This window comes from Sphingopyxis yananensis (genome assembly GCF_020687785.1).
GTDB classification, from domain to species: Bacteria; Pseudomonadota; Alphaproteobacteria; order Sphingomonadales; family Sphingomonadaceae; genus Sphingopyxis; species Sphingopyxis yananensis.
Genome location: NZ_JAJEWI010000008.1, coordinates 274,084 through 289,278, shown reverse-complemented (window position 1 = coordinate 289,278; position 15,195 = coordinate 274,084). Strand labels below are relative to the sequence as shown.

Here is a 15,195-nt window from a genome sequence, read left to right as displayed (position 1 = left end):
CCCTTATGCTGCTGCTTTGGCTAACGCCGCTTTGTTGTTCAAAAATTTACCCATCTGGACGGCGACATCGCGCCCGTCGCGGATGCCCCACACCACCAAACTGGCCCCGCGCACAATATCGCCCGCAGCAAAGACGCCGTTCAGGCTGGACATCATGCTTTGATGATCGATCCGCAACGTGCCCCAACGGGTGACGGACAGATCGGGTGAACCAAAGAGGTGCGGCAATTCTTCGGGGTCAAAACCCAAAGCCTTGATGACCATATCGGCAGGAACCTCGCAATTGCGGCTGGGGTCCGGCTCTGGGCTGCGGCGACCGCTGGCATCGGGCGCACCAAGGCGCATGCCCGCCACCGACACAGAAGTCACTTTGTCCGTCCCCAGAAACGCTTCGGGGGCGGACAGCCAGATAAATTCTACGCCTTCTTCTTCGGCATTGGCGACTTCGCGCTGGGACCCGGGCATATTGTCGCGGTCGCGGCGATATAGGCATTTGACGGACTTTGCGCCTTGACGAACCGCCGTGCGAACACAGTCCATCGCCGTGTCGCCGCCGCCAATTACGACAACATCCTTGCCTTCGGCATTCAAGCGGCCATCGTCAAAGGCTGGGACATCATCGCCAAAGCTTTTGCGGTTGGACGCGATCAAATAATCCAAGGCGGGCAGCACGGCATCCAAGCGATTGCCATCGACCTTGATTTCGCGCGGCTTGTAAACGCCGGTTGCGATCAAAATAGCGTCATGCTTGGCGCGCAGTTCGTCCAAGCTGGCATGTTTGCCGACCTCAAAGCCCAGATGGAAGTGAATGCCCGAATCCACCAAACGATCGACACGGCGCATCACCACGGGCTTTTCCAGTTTGAAACCGGGAATGCCATAGGTCAGCAAGCCGCCCGCGCGGTCCGACCGTTCATAGACATGCACATCATGGCCCGCCTCGCGCAGATATTCGGCGGCGGTCAGGCCAGCGGGGCCTGCTCCGATGATGCCAACCGATTGGCCAGTTGCGGGGCCCACCGACACGGGTTCGACCCAACCTTCGGCCCATGCGGTATCCGTGATATATTTTTCGACGCTGCCGATGGTGACGGCTCCGTGGCCGCTATTTTCAATCACACAATTGCCTTCGCACAAGCGGTCCTGTGGGCAAATGCGGCCACAAATTTCGGGCATGGTCGATGTGGCGTTGGATAATTCAAACGCTTCACGCAGCCGCCCTTCAGCGGTCAAGCGCAACCAGTCGGGAATATGGTTGTTCAGCGGGCAATGCACCGAACAATATGGGACGCCGCATTGCGAACAGCGTGATGCCTGATCATCGGCGTCTTGCGGATTATATTTTTGCGATATTTCCCGAAAATCTTGGGCGCGTTCCTCTGCGGTGCGCTTTTCCGGATAATATTGGTTCCGCTCGACGAAGCGGAGCATGCGTTCGGTTGCCATCGGGAGTCCCTTTGTTCCTGCTGCGGCGCAACAAGCACAGGAAAAGGGGTGGTGTCACGCAATTTATGGCCAATAGGTCAGTATTATTGACTTAATTTTCGCCCATAAATTGCGTGGTCTTTGAAATATGCCAATTTTGCGCCATCACATAGGTCCGTTTCGGCCCTATGTGATGGAAAGCCAAATCATGGCGATGCTGCCAATGATGATCCGATACCAAGCAAAGGGGGCGAAGCCATAGCGAGCGACAATCGCCACAAAGGCTTTCACCACGACCAGCGCCACGACAAAAGCCGTGACCAATCCGATGCTAATGGCGCTGAGATCATCAAAAGTCAGCAACGCGCGATCTTTCCACAGCGCATAAACCGTTGCGCCGGCCATGGTCGGGACTGCCAGAAAGAAGCTGAACTCCGCAGCCGTTTTGCGCTCGACGCCCATCAGTAACGCACCCATGATAGTCGCGCCGGAACGGCTGACGCCGGGGATCATCGCGATGCATTGAACGACGCCAATCGCCAAGGCGGTGCGTAGCGGCATGGCCTCGACGCTGTTGACCTTGACGGTTTTGACCATGCGTTCAATGGCCAAAATGACGATACCGCCCAATACCAGCGCCACGGCGACAGTCATCGGCGATTGCAGCAATTGCCGGACACCTTCATAGGCCAGCGCACCGATCAGCATGGCGGGGAAAAATGCGACGATTATATTGCGTGTGAAGGCGATGCTGTCGGCGTCTTTGCGCAGCAGGCCGGTGCCGACATTCCAAAAGCGTTGGCGATAGGCCACCAGAACCGCCATAATCGCGCCCAATTGAATGGCGATTTTAAAGGCCGCAGACCCTTCGCCCGTAAAGCCCAATAGTTCGCTGGCTAAGATCAAATGACCGGTGGATGATACGGGCAAAAATTCCGTCAATCCTTCGATGATGCCCAAAAGGATGATGGTGAAAAGGTCGTTCATTCTGATTTCTCGAACAGGGCGGGGAAAGGGGTATGGGATAAATGTCAGATAAGCAGCAGAAAAGGAATGGCCGCGCAGCCTTGATCAACAAGGTTTACAAGTAACCGAGTTTAAACGGCTTTCTTGTCCGCGAAGCGGCCCTGTTCCCGATATAGCACCAGCCAGTCATGCGCCACATTTTCTAAGGGGGTGGGTGTGATATTCAAATCCACAAGACCCAAGGCTCCGTCCGCTGGGACATTATCCACGCGCAGCATCGCCAATTGATCTTTACTGATCGGGCTGAAGGGCAGGGACGCAATCAGACGGCCAGATACCGGAAAAAAGCGCGGACGATGGCCTGTATAATGGGCCAGCCAGTGCAGCAGGCCGTCCATCGTATAGGCGGTTGGGCCAGCCAGTTCATATGTGCGGCCCGCATGTTGGGGAGCGAGCGCCGCGACAACAGCGGCTGCGACATCGCCAACATATACGGGTTGGAAGCGCGCCGATCCTGCCACCACGGGCACCAATTTATGCTGAACCATGCGGCCCAATCGGTTCACAAATTGATCTTCGCGTCCGAAGATCACCGACGGCCGTAATATGGCAGCTTGGGGAAATGCGCCGCGTACTGCCGCTTCACCACTTGCTTTGGTGCGGCCATAAAGGGACGGGCTGTTGGGGTCGGCCCCAATTGCCGACAGGTGAACCAACATCGAAGCGCCAGCCTGTGCGGCGGCTTGGGCTACATGGCCAGCGCCATCGGCTTGAACGGCCTGCATTTCGGTGAAACTGCCGACCAGATTGATCACGGCGTGGCTGCCGCCTATGGCACGAGCCACGCCGGCGGGATCTCGCACATCGGCGCGAACAAATTGGATTTGTCCCAAATTTGCGAGCGGGCGCAAGAAATTGGCTTGTTGTGGGTTGCGCTGTGCCACCCGAACGCGCGCGCCCAGCGCCAGCAATCGCTCGGTGACATAGCGTCCAACAAAACCCCCGCCGCCTAAAATGCTAATCAATTGGCCATCAAGCTTGAGCATGATTTTCTCCATCCGATTCTGTGCGCCAGCGACGCTGGAATGCTTTGTCATGCCGTGAACAGCGAGGGGGAACAAGGGTGACAAGAAAATGGATACGGATTTCTGCGGGTTGTGCGTAAAAAATGCCTTCATTTGAAAAGCTTTGTTGACAGCCCGCGCGATGCCCCATATTGGCGCCCTCCTACCCCGTGCCCAGATGGCGGAATTGGTAGACGCACCAGCTTCAGGTGCTGGCGATCGCAAGGTCGTGGAGGTTCGAGTCCTCTTCTGGGCACCATTTACACTTCCCAAAACATCCCACAGCCGTGGGCAGAGCGTCAAAGATATGCCAATCTGTGCTTTGCCTTGCCTCGATATGCCCCAATGAGTAGGCGTTTCCTGACTTGGTGGCCGCGTAGCCAATGGATTTTGGCGAACAACTAGCCGGGGGCCTATCAACATTATTGGCGTGGCAGGAACTAGATCCAGCCAATCACGCTTTTCTTTTTGGGTTGATTCCAAACTATCGGAAATTTTCGGCGTCCCGTAATATGTCTTATAACTGCGGTTACGGCCTATGAGATCAGGAAGTTCTCTGGGGTAATAGCTCAAACGCTGCCCCCAATATCTCATGATATGGCCGTCAATCCGCTGGAACGTCGCGCACGAATTCCGTGACAAAACGGCAGTTTTTTGCCGCGGTATCAATGGAATTGTGGTGTTTAAGGGATATGTAAATGGTGCCCAGAAGAGGACTCGAACCTCCACGACCTTGCGATCGCCAGCACCTGAAGCTGGTGCGTCTACCAATTCCGCCATCTGGGCACGGGGTAGGACGCCGCCTCTACGCAGGGGCGTGGATTCTGTCAATCGACCAATGCGGAAATTGGTGAAAAAACTTTATAGTTCAGTAATTTCTAGGGTGATGGCTGATGTCGCATGGCTAGGATGCCCAAAATATTACCGCCGCATGCAACAATATGGCGACGCTGATCATCGCTGCGGCGCGCAGAATAGCCCGATCTGTCGGCAATTTGGGGGACGGATTGGGTTGGTGGTCCAGCCAATTGGACAAGCGGCGTAGCAAGTGAGGGGCATCTTCGCCGATACGCATCAGTTCCAGCATCATCGCTTGCGTGCGTTCTCCCCTAGCAATGTCAGCGAAGCGCGCCGCGAATAGGGGCCGACGCATATTTTGTAACGCGGCAGAGAGGTCAAATTCCGGCGCGATACGGGATAAGACGCCATCGATGGTGATCAAGGCCTTGAAGACCAGCAGTAAATCGGGCGGTAAGACCAAACCTTGCTGGCGTAGCATCGGGAAAAAATCTGCGATGACGGCGCTTAGGACCAAGGGGCCGTTGCTGTGGCGCGCAACCAGTCTTTCGCACGCGATCAGCAGTTGCTCGCGGGATAGCGGTACATCTTTCGACCAATGCAGCAACATGTCCGTCACGGCGCTGGCGGAACCAGATTGCAGACCCATGATGAAAGTCAGAAATTCATGTTGTCGGCGTGAACTGACGGTGCCGACCGAACCGAGGTCGAGCAAGGCCAGTCGATTGCCAGCGAGGCACAAAAGGTTGCCTGGGTGAGGGTCGCCGTGAAAGCGACCATATATCAATACCATATTGAGCACCAATTCCGCGCCCAATGCTGCGATAGCGTCGGGGTTGATGTGACGCGCGCGCAAGATATCCGGGTCGCGGGGCGGGACGCCGTCTATATAATCCATCACCAGCACGGCCTCTGACGACCATTGCCAGTGAATTTTGGGAATGATGATATGGTCATTGTCGGCATAATCGACGCGCAGTAAATCGGCGTTGTGGCCTTCATGGGTGAAGTCCAGTTCGTCCAATGTGTCCCGTGCCAATTGGTCGACCAAGGATATGGGACGGAAGCGGCGTGCTTCGGCGCTATTCGCTTCTGCGAGGCTGGCAAGGTGCCGTAAAATGCGCAGGTCGGCTTCCATGCGGGGACGAATATCTGGGCGGCGAATTTTGACCGCAACATCGCGGCCATCCGTCAAGCGGGCGCGGTGCACCTGCGCGATGGATGCGGCGGCTAGCGGCTGTGTGTCGAAAAAGGAAAATGCCGTTTCAATCGGCTCACCCAGACTGGTTTCGACCTGTGCTTTCAAGTCGGAAAAGGGCAGTTGCGGTGCGCTGCTTTGCAATTGTTCAAAGGCCGCGACCCATTCGTCATTCAACAAGTCGCGCCGTGTTGCCAAAATTTGACCCAATTTCATATAGGTCGGGCCCAGCTTCTCGAGCGCTTGGCGCGCGCGATTGGGTAAGTCGGGGGTGTCTGGATCCAATGCTTTGGCACTTAACCCCATGCGGGATAACAGGCCGCTGAGGCCGAAACCTGCCGCTATGGTGAATATTTCTGTCAAACGATCACGGTCGCGGCTGGCGACCATCAATGTTTCAAACATGCCCATCCTTTTTGCGGCTTGCCCTGATGAAACGAGAATTTGGGCAAAGAGGTTCCGGCTGATGGCCGCATCCATGCGCCATGATGGCGAATAATGTGATGATGAAGGGGCAAGCAGCCGAGAAATGCCGAACGGAGCAGTAGAGATTGGCGTTGAAAAAATGCCTTGGACAAGGCGCAATTGCCCAAGGCAGAGAGGTTCAGTTTACGCGTGTCCAAGTTTTTGTGCGGCAGAAAATCGATACGCAGCCCTTCACCTCTAATTTTCCAGATGGTAAAAGCTTTAAGTCGCCGCGCGTGGCCGTGACGCCTGTTTCGGGGTCGTAGAGGGGGCCGCCCTTAAACTGGGTGGGGCCGCCGGAAAAACCGTGCAGGACGACAAGGCCCCGAAGCCGCCGGTCGCGCAATTTGGCGTCGCGATTGTGGATGTCGCGCAAATTCGGATCGCGGCGCAGGGTTGCTGCGTCAATAATTTTTCCGCAATAGGACGTGCCGCAACGATAGATTTCAACCGTGCCATCTTCTTGTCCGGTGTGCCAGATGCCGGCAATGCTTTGGGTGCCACCGCTTGCGAATGCCGCGCCAGACAGGATGAGGCTTGGGACTGCGGCCAACAGGGATAGGCCGAAGAGGTGTATAGGCCGCGTGGAACGCCAGAATGCGCTATGCGGAGCAAAAGGGGCTGGCATGAATTTATCTCTCCCGATTATGATGTGGGAAATGGTTTAGCGCCTCGTGTAATAAAGCGCGATCATCCTCGTCCCATGGATGAAAGCCGGGGCGTAGATAGCGACCAATGCTGCTGATCAGGTGGCGCATCGCGCCGTCCCGTCCATAAAGATAGATCAACAAGGCTTTCCATGTCGCCCAATCATGGCGTCCATCCTGCCGCAATAGATCGGCGGTATTGCGATAGAGGATATAGTGAAAGCGAACCGTTGTTGCCAGCATCACGACCGTCCGTTTCAGCCAGCGTCGAAAGGGGGACAAATTTTGGGTGGCATGCAAATAGGTGTCAAAGGCAACACCCTTATGTTCAATTTCTTCAATGGCATGCCAGCGCCAAAGATCACCCGCTTCACCGACCGCTCCGTTCAAGGCGCTGGGCACGGCTAGGGCGTGCTGGGCCAATGCCGCTGTATAATGTTCCAACGCACAGGTGGCGGCCAATTGCTGGATGGGCGACCGGCGTCGTGCCCAACCGATCGTGGCCCGAACCCGATCCTCGAGCGGGCGCAGATTATAGCCCGCGTCAGCGGCTTGACGATTGAATATAATATGCTCGCGGCTGTGGGTTGCTTCTTGATAGAGAAAATTGTCAATCTGGCTGCGCAATGGTTCCGATGTGCTGTTGCGGTAATGGCGGACAGCCGTCATGAAGAATTTTTCGCCTTGCGGAAATGTTGCGGACAAAGCGTTGAAATAGGCTGTCCGGCCGGCGTCTTGGCTGTGCCACCAGCGGGGTGGTGCATGAGTGCGGCCAAATTTAAAATCGCGCTTTTGAATGGATACATCGACGGCATTTTCCACGGACAGTTTCATGGTCCCATTCCCAGAAATTGATGCAATTTCTTTGTTTATACATTGATGTTAATTACAAATCAATTTTTATAAAAAGCCTTATTTCAGGATGTTGGGAATTTCTGATGATGTTTGTGGAACAAAGTCGACTCATGGCCAGCATATGAAGGGTTCGTCGGGCGGAGAATATGATGGATGCCGACGAACAATATCCTCGCGACGGGGCAGGTTGCTGAATGGATTTGATAAAAAGAAATTTGTGGCGTGATGAAAGTTTTAAGTTATTTTCAAAGGGATAAAAGTTACCATCCACGCCTTTGGATGTTGCCCTCAATCGGGGCTATGTTATGCAGCAAATCCTCATATGGGGCGTTGGTGGTGGACGATGGTCAAGTCGGATCAATCAAAAGAAATTGAGAGTGATCTGACGGGCACGGCGGGCGCGATCGGACAACTGACGGTCGGCGAGAGACAATGTCTGGAATTGGTCGCCAGCGGCATGGTGTCCAAGGAAATTGCCCGCTCATTGGATGTGTCACCCCATACAGTCGATGCTCGTCTGCGTGTGGCTGCCCGAAAATTGGGTGCGCGCAATCGTTTTGTCGCCGCCCAGATCTTGAACGAATTTCTTAAAAATGGCGGAAATTCGTCGTCTCAGCCGATCTCAAATTTGATATATGAAGATTTGAGCCTTCCCGAAAATGATCCGGCGACCAAGATGGATGGACCGGCAGGGGATGGCAACGACCCTGTCGATCTTCGGTCAGATCCGCTATTTGATAACAGGGATGATGTTCCATCCCTGCATCCGGTCTGGTTGAAGCCTTCACATCCGTTCGCCAAATTTTTCGGCGGTGAGAACAAGCTTTCTGTTGGTCGGCGATTGTTGCTGATCATGGGCATTGCGATTGGCACAGCCATGGCATTTACTGCTGTGGTCAACAGTCTGATCGGTCTGTCACAGTTGCTTTCATCTCCGCCGTAAGGGCAGCCCGTGGGGCTGGGGGAGACCAACTATGTTGAAAGAACGTCTGGCCGTCGCAAACCAATTGGCATCAGATCTGCACGCTGCAGAAGCCGCGATTGACGAAGCGATCATGAAAATTGGCACCTTGATGACGGCGATGCCACATGCCCAAGCAAGCGCGAAACTTTCGGCCGTGTCCAGCGATCAAGCCTTCTCGCATCTCAGCGCGGCGGTGTCAGCGATGATGGTAAGCCGCACCAATATGGTGGCTTTGCACAATGAACTGGCTAGCATCAAGGACAAGGTTGGCTTGCGCAATATTGTGGTTGGTACAGGCGATTTGGGCAAATTGGTTCCCAAGAACGTCATGATTGCGGAAGCAGACGTGATGGTAACGGATCATGCGTCCACTGCCGCTGCGGCCTAAGCCCCAGCGTACCATGGTTGGTTAAAAGGATGATTTAGGCGGCCATGATTTGGGGACTATTCTATCTGACTTTGCTGATCTCGCTGTCTTTTTATGCTGAGCGCAGCAAAATAGCCGAGACTCGCACCGCTATCCGCACCCTTGCTGTCGCATCGGTGTTGACCTTGGTAGCGGTGCTGTCTGGCGTGGACTTCGCAACCGCAAGTATGTTGCTCACCATGCTAGATTTTGCTGTTTTGGGCATTTTTGTGGTGCTGGCCTTGACCAGCACACGATATTGGACCTTGTGCCTTCCGGCCTTCCAATTGATTACATGCATGACCCATTTGGCGAAATTTGCTGCACCAAATATTGTGCCGCATGTCTATGAAGCGAGCCAAGGCTTTTGGGCCTATTTGCAGATTATCGTCATATTTCTGGCGATATGGTGGGGGCGCGCCCATGAAAAGGCGATGCTGAACGCCGCAATCCGGAAATAACTACTTCGCTATGCTACGTGCGGGCGCGATATGAGATGCAGATGTGATTTCACCTAAGTGACAATGGTCGTTTGTGCGGTGCAGACTGGCCAATTACGGCCAACATCATTGGCTTGGGTGAATCGATTCGACCATAAAAAAAAGCGTCCCTTCGGCTGTGGCCAAAGGGACGCTTTTTTGTTTCGAAGATGGGGTGATTAAGCCGCCATCGCCTTTTCCAGATTTTCCACGATGGCTTCAAAGAAGCCTTCGGTGGTCAGCCAGTTCTGATCGGGACCGATCAGCAAGGCCAAGTCCTTGGTCATCTTGCCGCTTTCCACGGTTTCGATGCAGACGCGTTCCAGCGTTTCAGCAAAGCTGGTCACTTCAGGCGTGCCGTCCAGCTTGCCGCGATGCTTCAGGCCGCCAGTCCAAGCAAAGATCGATGCGATGGGGTTGGTCGATGTGGCCTTCCCCTGTTGATGCATACGATAGTGACGGGTCACGGTGCCGTGCGCTGCTTCTGCTTCCACGGTCTGGCCATCTGGGGTCATCAGCGCGCTCGTCATCAGGCCAAGCGAACCAAAGCCTTGCGCAACCGTATCCGACTGCACGTCGCCGTCATAGTTTTTGCAAGCCCATACAAACTTACCCGACCATTTCAGCGCCGAAGCCACCATGTCGTCGATCAGGCGGTGTTCGTATACGATACCCAGTTCTGCGAACTTTTCCTTAAACTCGGCGTCGAACACTTCTTGGAACAGGTCCTTGAAGCGGCCGTCATAGGCCTTGAGGATGGTGTTCTTGGTCGACAGGTAAACCGGCCATTGGCGCGCGATGCCATAGTTGAAGCTGGCGCGGGCAAAGTCACGGATCGAATCGTCGAGGTTGTACATGGCCATGGCCACGCCCGAAGATGGGAATTGGAACACTTCTTCGTCGATGCGTTCGCCATTTTCGCCTTCGAAGACCAAGCGCAGCTTGCCTGGGCCAGGTACGCGGAAGTCGGTGGCGCGATATTGGTCACCAAAGGCGTGACGGCCAACCACGATGGGGTCGGTCCAGCCTGGTACCAAGCGCGGAACGTTCGAAATGACGATGGGTTCGCGGAATACAACGCCGCCCAAGATGTTGCGGATGGTGCCGTTTGGCGACTTCCACATCTTCTTCAGGCCGAATTCTTCGACGCGGGCTTCGTCTGGGGTGATGGTGGCGCATTTAACGCCAACGCCATATTGCTTGATCGCATTGGCCGCATCAACGGTGATCTTGTCATCGGTTTCGTCGCGCTTTTCGATGCTCAGATCATAATATTTCAGGTCGATGTCGAGATAGGGCAGGATCAGACGTTCACGGATCCACTGCCAAATGATGCGGGTCATTTCATCGCCATCAAGCTCGACGACGGGATTGACTACCTTAATTTTGCCCATTTCAAATGCGCCTTTTTCCGTTGGGGAGTGAAGTTGTTGGGGCCTTACGGAAAGCTAGGCGATTTATCAACTGTCGTGACGTGCGCAATTCGGCGGGCATTTGCGGGATGCTATGAAGAAGCACAAGAAATACGGCAATTATCGCGGTTACTGTGCGGCAAGGACAAAGAAAAGCGTAGCGATAATCTTCCTTATCCATTGTCACAGGCGAATCGTCTGCTTACTACTGCCGCGCATGTCGACATCATTATCATCAAACCGTCCGGGTGGCGGTATCAAGTGGCAGTGGCCAGCCATTCATCCCGAAGGCCGCAAATTTCTGGTGATTGCCGGAGTGATCACCTTGGTTTTCTGGCTGTTGGGCTGGGAAATTGCGGGTTGGCTGGCATTGGGTGTCACCATTTGGATCGGTAGTTTTTTCCGAGATCCCAAGCGTATTACGCCATTGGGCGATGATCTGATCATTGCACCTGCCGATGGTCTGATTACCCAAATATCCGATGTGGCGCCGCCAGCGGAGATCGCCGGACCCGATGGTCTGACCGATGCGAAAATGGTGCGTGTTTCCATTTTTATGAGCGTTTTTGACGTTCATATCAATCGCGCGCCGGTGGCCGGAACATTGATTAAGCTGGTTTATATGCGCGGCAAATTCCTGAATGCCGATTTGGATAAAGCCAGCGAGGAAAATGAACGGCAACATTTCGTTGTGGAACGGGCGGACGGTGTTCGCGTTGGTTTCACGCAAATTGCTGGTTTGGTAGCGCGCCGCATTTTGCCCTTGGTTCAAAATGGCCGCGTGCTGAGCAGCGGTGAACGGGTCGGTTTGATTCGTTTTGGCAGCCGAGTGGACGTTTATTTGCCCGCTGGCACCACGCCGCAGGTCCTGTTGGGTCAGCGCACTTTGGCGGGGGAAACCATTATCGCCCGCGTTGGCCAAGCGCCGACCATTGAAGGTGTAGGCCAATAATATGACGCACGACCCGTCCGATTCCTCTTCTGCGACCATCGAACCGCGTGGCGCTGGTTCTCGGCGGGCCAATAGTCTGTCTCTGCGCGCCTTTGCACCCAATGCCATTACGGCCTTGGCTTTGTGTTTTGGTCTGACGGGTGTGCGCTTTGCCATTGGCGAAGAATGGGAAAAGGCGCTGGCGGCCATTATTTTTGCTGGCGTCTTGGATGGGCTGGATGGGCGTATCGCTCGATTGCTACGGGCGCAAAGCCGTTTCGGTGCGGAGTTGGACAGCCTGTCCGACGTGATCGCTTTTGGCGTCGCGCCAGCGATGGTGTTGTTTTTATGGTCGCTGCAATATGCGCCCAAATTTGGCTGGGTGGCGGCTTTGGCTTTGGCGGTGTGCTGTGCCCTTCGCTTGGCGCGTTTCAATAGCCGGATGGACAGCGATTTCCAACCGCATAAGTCCGCTGGCTTCATGACTGGCATTCCTGCACCCGCTGGGGCAGGAATGGCTTTTGTTCCTTTGTATCTGTGGTTGATCACCGACAATGATCTGTTCCGGGAATGGTATGTGGTGATGCCATGGGGGCTGGGCATTGCTGCGCTGATGATCTCGGCCATTCCGACCTATAGCTGGGGTTCCATTCGTTTGCGTTCGTCATGGCGCATGTTTGCCTTGGCAGGTATAGGCTTGCTGGGCGCGGCCTTGGTTACCGCGCCTTGGCCCACATTGTTGGTCATTTGCGTGCTATATGGCATCAGCCTGCCGTTGGGGCCGATCAGCTATGCCAAGGCAAAACGGCGCAGTGCCTGATATTTCCGCAACATCGGATTGTTCATATATTTTTTCCGAGGCGACCGTTCCTTTGTGCGGACGGCAGCTTTTCATGTCCTGCGCTTTGCAGCGTTTAGGCTGCGCGGCTCCAATTTTCCGCGCGGCGTGTGTGAGCTTGGCGGCGAACCGTGCGTTTTTGGCTGCGTGGAATAAAGGGTACAAGGGCCGCTGGACCCGCGTCCGGCGAAATCATGTCTGGAAAAGCGCCGCGACCAGCCAAAGCCGACAGGATCGCTGCCTGATTTTGCGCAATTATCGCCCAACTGATCGTCACCGATAGGATGGCGATGGCGAGGGTGAGCAATGTGGCGATGATCTGAATCATGGACTTGTCCTTCCGGTCTCAGCGTGCAACATCTCACCAACAAGGGACGGTTGCTGTCCTGCATTTGTTCCATGTTCTTGATTTGTTCTCAAGCTCTTTTCGCTCAATTGGGCGGATTTTACGTTAAATCTTTGATTCCATGCGGATCAATTTTGCCAATAATGATGGCCGCGCTCTATATTTTGGCGCGCTACAGCCTGTTTTTTCATCCGGCTAGGGCGCTGCTTACGCGACTCGGAGTGGGGTGTTGGGCAGGGGGCGCCGTCTGAGGAACGGTCTATCGGATAGTGATATGCTGTTCTGGGCAAGGGGGAGGCGCATCATCGAACGGCTCTTCGGTTATGCCTTTAGGTGTACGCTCGTGATCGGGGCCGGATGGGGGCATTTATTGGTCGGCCCGCCATGCAGTGCTGCGCCGTTTGCCAGACGGGAAGGGCTTGCAATATTGACCCATTGGCTGTAACGGCGCGTCCATTCCACATGGAAAGCGCACATACCGGTGCCCGGGTGCGGCTTTTAGCAGCAACTCAGGTTCTTGCTTTCCAGAGGATCAACCGGAAGGAGAAAGACTATGGCGGCTCCTGTCGTCACGATGCAGAATCTTATCGAAGCTGGCGCCCACTTCGGCCACCAGACCCACCGTTGGAACCCGCGTATGAAGCCGTATATCTTCGGCGCACGCAACGGAATCCACATTCTTGACCTGTCCCAGACGGTTCCTTTGTTCGCTCGCGCGCTCGACTTCGTGTCGGCTACGGCTGCTGCTGGCGGTAAGGTGCTGTTCGTTGGTACCAAGCGTCAAGCTCAGGGCCCTGTGGCTGATGCAGCCCGCGCTTCGGGTCAGCACTTCGTCAACCATCGCTGGTTGGGCGGCATGCTCACCAACTGGAAGACCATTTCGAACTCGATCAAGCGTCTGAAGACCTTGGAAGAACAACTGTCGGGTGACACTTCGGGTCTCACCAAGAAGGAAGTTCTGAACAAGACTCGCGAACGCGATAAGCTGGAAATGAGCCTGGGCGGTATCCGCGACATGGGCGGCATTCCGGATGTCATGTTCGTGATCGACGCCAACAAAGAAGAACTGGCTATCAAGGAAGCCAACGTATTGGGTATTCCCGTCGTTGCGATCCTCGACTCGAACGTTTCGCCAGAAGGCATTGCGTTCCCAGTTCCTGCAAACGACGACGCAGCACGCGCCATCCGTTTGTACTGCGATGCGATTGCACAAGCTGCAACGCGCGGTGGTCAGCAAGCTCGTGCAAACAGCGGCGAAGACCTCGGTGCAGCTGTTGAGCCAGAAGCAGAAGTTGCTGCGGAAGCTTAAGCTTTAAGTTTATGGCGAGGCGATTTGGCGCATGGGCGCTGAATCGCCTCGGTCATTGTTTTGACTTATCGTACCGCCATGGGCGGTGCAGATGGCGGACGGTTTTAACGTTCCGCCTTTTTTTGGAAAGGACTGGTTCATGGCTGAGATTACGGCTGCTCTCGTCAAGGAACTGCGCGATCGTACTGGCGCAGGCATGATGGACTGCAAGAAGGCGCTCGTTGAAAATGGCGGCGACATCGAAGCATCGATCGACTGGCTCCGCACCAAGGGTCTCGCTGCTGCCGCTAAAAAGGCTGGCCGCGTTGCTGCTGAAGGTCTGGTTGGCGTTGCTACCGATGGCACCCGCGGTGCTGTTGTTGAAATCAACTCGGAAACCGACTTCGTTGCCAAGAATGATCAGTTCCAAGCTTTCGTTCGCGACGTAACCAAGGTTGCTTTGGATGGCGGCATCACCGACATCGACGCGCTGGCAGCTGCGGCTTACCCAACGGGCGGCACGGTTGCGGAAGCTCTGACCCAGAATATTGCAACGATCGGCGAAAACCAATCGCTGCGTCGTTCGGCTGTTGTTACGGTCGAATCGGGCGTTGTTTCGGGTTATGTTCACAATGCTGCTGCGGCTGGCATGGGCAAGATCGGCGTGCTGATCGCTCTGGAATCGACCGCTGGTGCAGATGTTCTGGAACCTTTGGCAAAGCAAATCGCGATGCACGTCGCAGCGGCTAACCCGCTGGCCCTGAATGGCGACGATCTGGACGCCGACATGGTTGCTCGTGAACGTGCGATCGCTGAAGAAAAGGCTGCTGAATCGGGCAAGCCTGCTGAAATCGTCGCCAAGATGGTTGACGGTGCAATCGCCAAGTTCCGTAAGGAAAATGCTCTGCTGTCGCAGCTGTTCGTCATGGACGGCAAGACCCCTGTAGCTGAAGTCATTGCCGCTGCTGGTAAGGATGTTGGCGCGACCATCACCTTGAAGCAGTTCGTACGCTTCCAGCTGGGCGACGGCATTGAAAAGGAAGAAAGCGATTTCGCGGCAGAAGTCGCTAAGGTCGCTGGCGCCTAATTAACGAATATGGACTGATGCGCAGC

Annotated in this window: 15 protein-coding genes and 2 tRNA genes; 8 read left to right on the top strand and 9 right to left on the bottom strand. The window is 55.1% G+C overall.

Going from position 1 to position 15,195, the window contains the following annotated elements; translation table 11 throughout:
- Positions 1-3: 3 nt before the first annotated feature.
- From LKO31_RS09525 to LKO31_RS09515, 3 genes are all read right to left on the bottom strand, one after another.
- On the bottom strand, positions 4-1,446 hold the full coding sequence (locus LKO31_RS09525) for an NAD(P)-dependent oxidoreductase (protein WP_227690140.1): 1,443 nt from the start codon (positions 1,444-1,446) through the stop codon (positions 4-6).
- 165 nt (positions 1,447-1,611) lie between these two features.
- Positions 1,612-2,412, bottom strand: coding sequence for an undecaprenyl-diphosphate phosphatase (locus tag LKO31_RS09520; protein WP_265104607.1), 801 nt, complete (start codon positions 2,410-2,412; stop codon positions 1,612-1,614).
- Between the two features lie 110 nt (positions 2,413-2,522).
- Entirely contained in the window at positions 2,523-3,437 is a 915-nt protein-coding gene (locus LKO31_RS09515; RefSeq protein WP_227690137.1) for a complex I NDUFA9 subunit family protein, read from the bottom strand.
- Between the two features lie 190 nt (positions 3,438-3,627).
- Between LKO31_RS09515 and LKO31_RS09510 the strand changes: the two genes are divergently transcribed.
- A tRNA-Leu gene (locus LKO31_RS09510) sits at positions 3,628-3,714 on the top strand.
- Between the two features lie 440 nt (positions 3,715-4,154).
- Here the strand turns inward: LKO31_RS09510 and LKO31_RS09505 are convergent.
- From LKO31_RS09505 to LKO31_RS09490, 4 genes are all read right to left on the bottom strand, one after another.
- Positions 4,155-4,241, bottom strand: a tRNA-Leu gene (locus LKO31_RS09505).
- Between the two features lie 118 nt (positions 4,242-4,359).
- Positions 4,360-5,856: an ABC1 kinase family protein gene (locus tag LKO31_RS09500; protein WP_227690136.1), complete on the bottom strand. Its 1,497-nt coding sequence runs from the start codon at positions 5,854-5,856 to the stop codon at positions 4,360-4,362.
- A gap of 199 nt (positions 5,857-6,055) precedes the next feature.
- Positions 6,056-6,469 carry a DUF2147 domain-containing protein gene (locus LKO31_RS09495; RefSeq protein WP_227690134.1) on the bottom strand — a complete coding sequence of 138 codons (414 nt, stop codon included), beginning with the start codon at positions 6,467-6,469 and terminating at the stop codon, positions 6,056-6,058.
- Between the two features lie 79 nt (positions 6,470-6,548).
- A complete protein-coding gene (locus LKO31_RS09490; protein WP_227690132.1) occupies positions 6,549-7,397 on the bottom strand; it encodes a metal-dependent hydrolase in 849 nt (282 codons plus the stop codon).
- 343 nt (positions 7,398-7,740) lie between these two features.
- Here LKO31_RS09490 and LKO31_RS09485 point away from each other — a divergent pair, with 343 nt between their 5' ends.
- The 3 genes from LKO31_RS09485 to LKO31_RS09475 are packed head-to-tail and all read left to right on the top strand — an operon-like array spanning position 7,741 to position 9,249.
- On the top strand, positions 7,741-8,361 hold the full coding sequence (locus LKO31_RS09485; RefSeq protein ID WP_320443490.1) for a helix-turn-helix domain-containing protein: 621 nt from the start codon (positions 7,741-7,743) through the stop codon (positions 8,359-8,361).
- Positions 8,362-8,392: 31 nt separating this feature from the next.
- Entirely contained in the window at positions 8,393-8,770 is a 378-nt protein-coding gene (locus LKO31_RS09480; protein ID WP_227690130.1) for a hypothetical protein, read from the top strand.
- A gap of 44 nt (positions 8,771-8,814) precedes the next feature.
- On the top strand, positions 8,815-9,249 hold the full coding sequence (locus LKO31_RS09475) for a hypothetical protein (RefSeq protein WP_227690128.1): 435 nt from the start codon (positions 8,815-8,817) through the stop codon (positions 9,247-9,249).
- Between the two features lie 197 nt (positions 9,250-9,446).
- Here LKO31_RS09475 and LKO31_RS09470 read toward each other — a convergent pair whose 3' ends face one another.
- A complete protein-coding gene (locus tag LKO31_RS09470; RefSeq protein WP_227690125.1) occupies positions 9,447-10,661 on the bottom strand; it encodes an NADP-dependent isocitrate dehydrogenase in 1,215 nt (404 codons plus the stop codon).
- A 235-nt stretch (positions 10,662-10,896) separates the two neighbouring features.
- On the opposite strand from LKO31_RS09470, the gene LKO31_RS09465 reads away from it, so the two are divergent.
- A complete protein-coding gene (locus LKO31_RS09465) occupies positions 10,897-11,631 on the top strand; it encodes a phosphatidylserine decarboxylase (protein ID WP_227690123.1) in 735 nt (244 codons plus the stop codon).
- Position 11,632: 1 nt separating this feature from the next.
- On the top strand, positions 11,633-12,430 hold the full coding sequence (locus LKO31_RS09460; RefSeq protein ID WP_227690120.1) for a CDP-alcohol phosphatidyltransferase family protein: 798 nt from the start codon (positions 11,633-11,635) through the stop codon (positions 12,428-12,430).
- 94 nt (positions 12,431-12,524) lie between these two features.
- Here the strand turns inward: LKO31_RS09460 and LKO31_RS09455 are convergent, their stop codons facing one another.
- Complete coding sequence (locus tag LKO31_RS09455; RefSeq protein WP_227690117.1) at positions 12,525-12,776, bottom strand: hypothetical protein; 252 nt, start codon at positions 12,774-12,776, stop codon at positions 12,525-12,527.
- 571 nt (positions 12,777-13,347) lie between these two features.
- Here LKO31_RS09455 and rpsB point away from each other — a divergent pair.
- Both rpsB and tsf read left to right on the top strand, forming a co-directional pair.
- Positions 13,348-14,103, top strand: coding sequence for a 30S ribosomal protein S2 (gene rpsB / locus LKO31_RS09450; RefSeq protein ID WP_227690114.1), 756 nt, complete (start codon positions 13,348-13,350; stop codon positions 14,101-14,103).
- Between the two features lie 139 nt (positions 14,104-14,242).
- Positions 14,243-15,169 (top strand): translation elongation factor Ts, encoded by a 927-nt coding sequence (gene tsf, locus LKO31_RS09445; RefSeq protein WP_227690111.1) that lies wholly within the window; start codon positions 14,243-14,245, stop codon positions 15,167-15,169.
- Positions 15,170-15,195 lie beyond the last annotated feature (26 nt).

Coding starts and splice junctions, on each gene's coding strand:
- LKO31_RS09480 (WP_227690130.1), top strand. CDS start 8,393: ATGTTGAAAGAACGTCTGGCCGTCGCAAACCAATTGGCATCAGATCTG.
- LKO31_RS09470 (WP_227690125.1), bottom strand. CDS start 10,661: ATGGGCAAAATTAAGGTAGTCAATCCCGTCGTCGAGCTTGATGGCGAT.
- LKO31_RS09500 (WP_227690136.1), bottom strand. CDS start 5,856: ATGTTTGAAACATTGATGGTCGCCAGCCGCGACCGTGATCGTTTGACA.
- rpsB (WP_227690114.1), top strand. CDS start 13,348: ATGGCGGCTCCTGTCGTCACGATGCAGAATCTTATCGAAGCTGGCGCC.
- LKO31_RS09520 (WP_265104607.1), bottom strand. CDS start 2,412: ATGAACGACCTTTTCACCATCATCCTTTTGGGCATCATCGAAGGATTG.
- LKO31_RS09515 (WP_227690137.1), bottom strand. CDS start 3,437: ATGCTCAAGCTTGATGGCCAATTGATTAGCATTTTAGGCGGCGGGGGT.
- LKO31_RS09460 (WP_227690120.1), top strand. CDS start 11,633: ATGACGCACGACCCGTCCGATTCCTCTTCTGCGACCATCGAACCGCGT.
- LKO31_RS09455 (WP_227690117.1), bottom strand. CDS start 12,776: ATGATTCAGATCATCGCCACATTGCTCACCCTCGCCATCGCCATCCTA.
- LKO31_RS09475 (WP_227690128.1), top strand. CDS start 8,815: ATGATTTGGGGACTATTCTATCTGACTTTGCTGATCTCGCTGTCTTTT.
- tsf (WP_227690111.1), top strand. CDS start 14,243: ATGGCTGAGATTACGGCTGCTCTCGTCAAGGAACTGCGCGATCGTACT.
- LKO31_RS09525 (WP_227690140.1), bottom strand. CDS start 1,446: ATGGCAACCGAACGCATGCTCCGCTTCGTCGAGCGGAACCAATATTAT.
- LKO31_RS09465 (WP_227690123.1), top strand. CDS start 10,897: ATGTCGACATCATTATCATCAAACCGTCCGGGTGGCGGTATCAAGTGG.
- LKO31_RS09485 (WP_320443490.1), top strand. CDS start 7,741: ATGGGGCGTTGGTGGTGGACGATGGTCAAGTCGGATCAATCAAAAGAA.
- LKO31_RS09490 (WP_227690132.1), bottom strand. CDS start 7,397: ATGAAACTGTCCGTGGAAAATGCCGTCGATGTATCCATTCAAAAGCGC.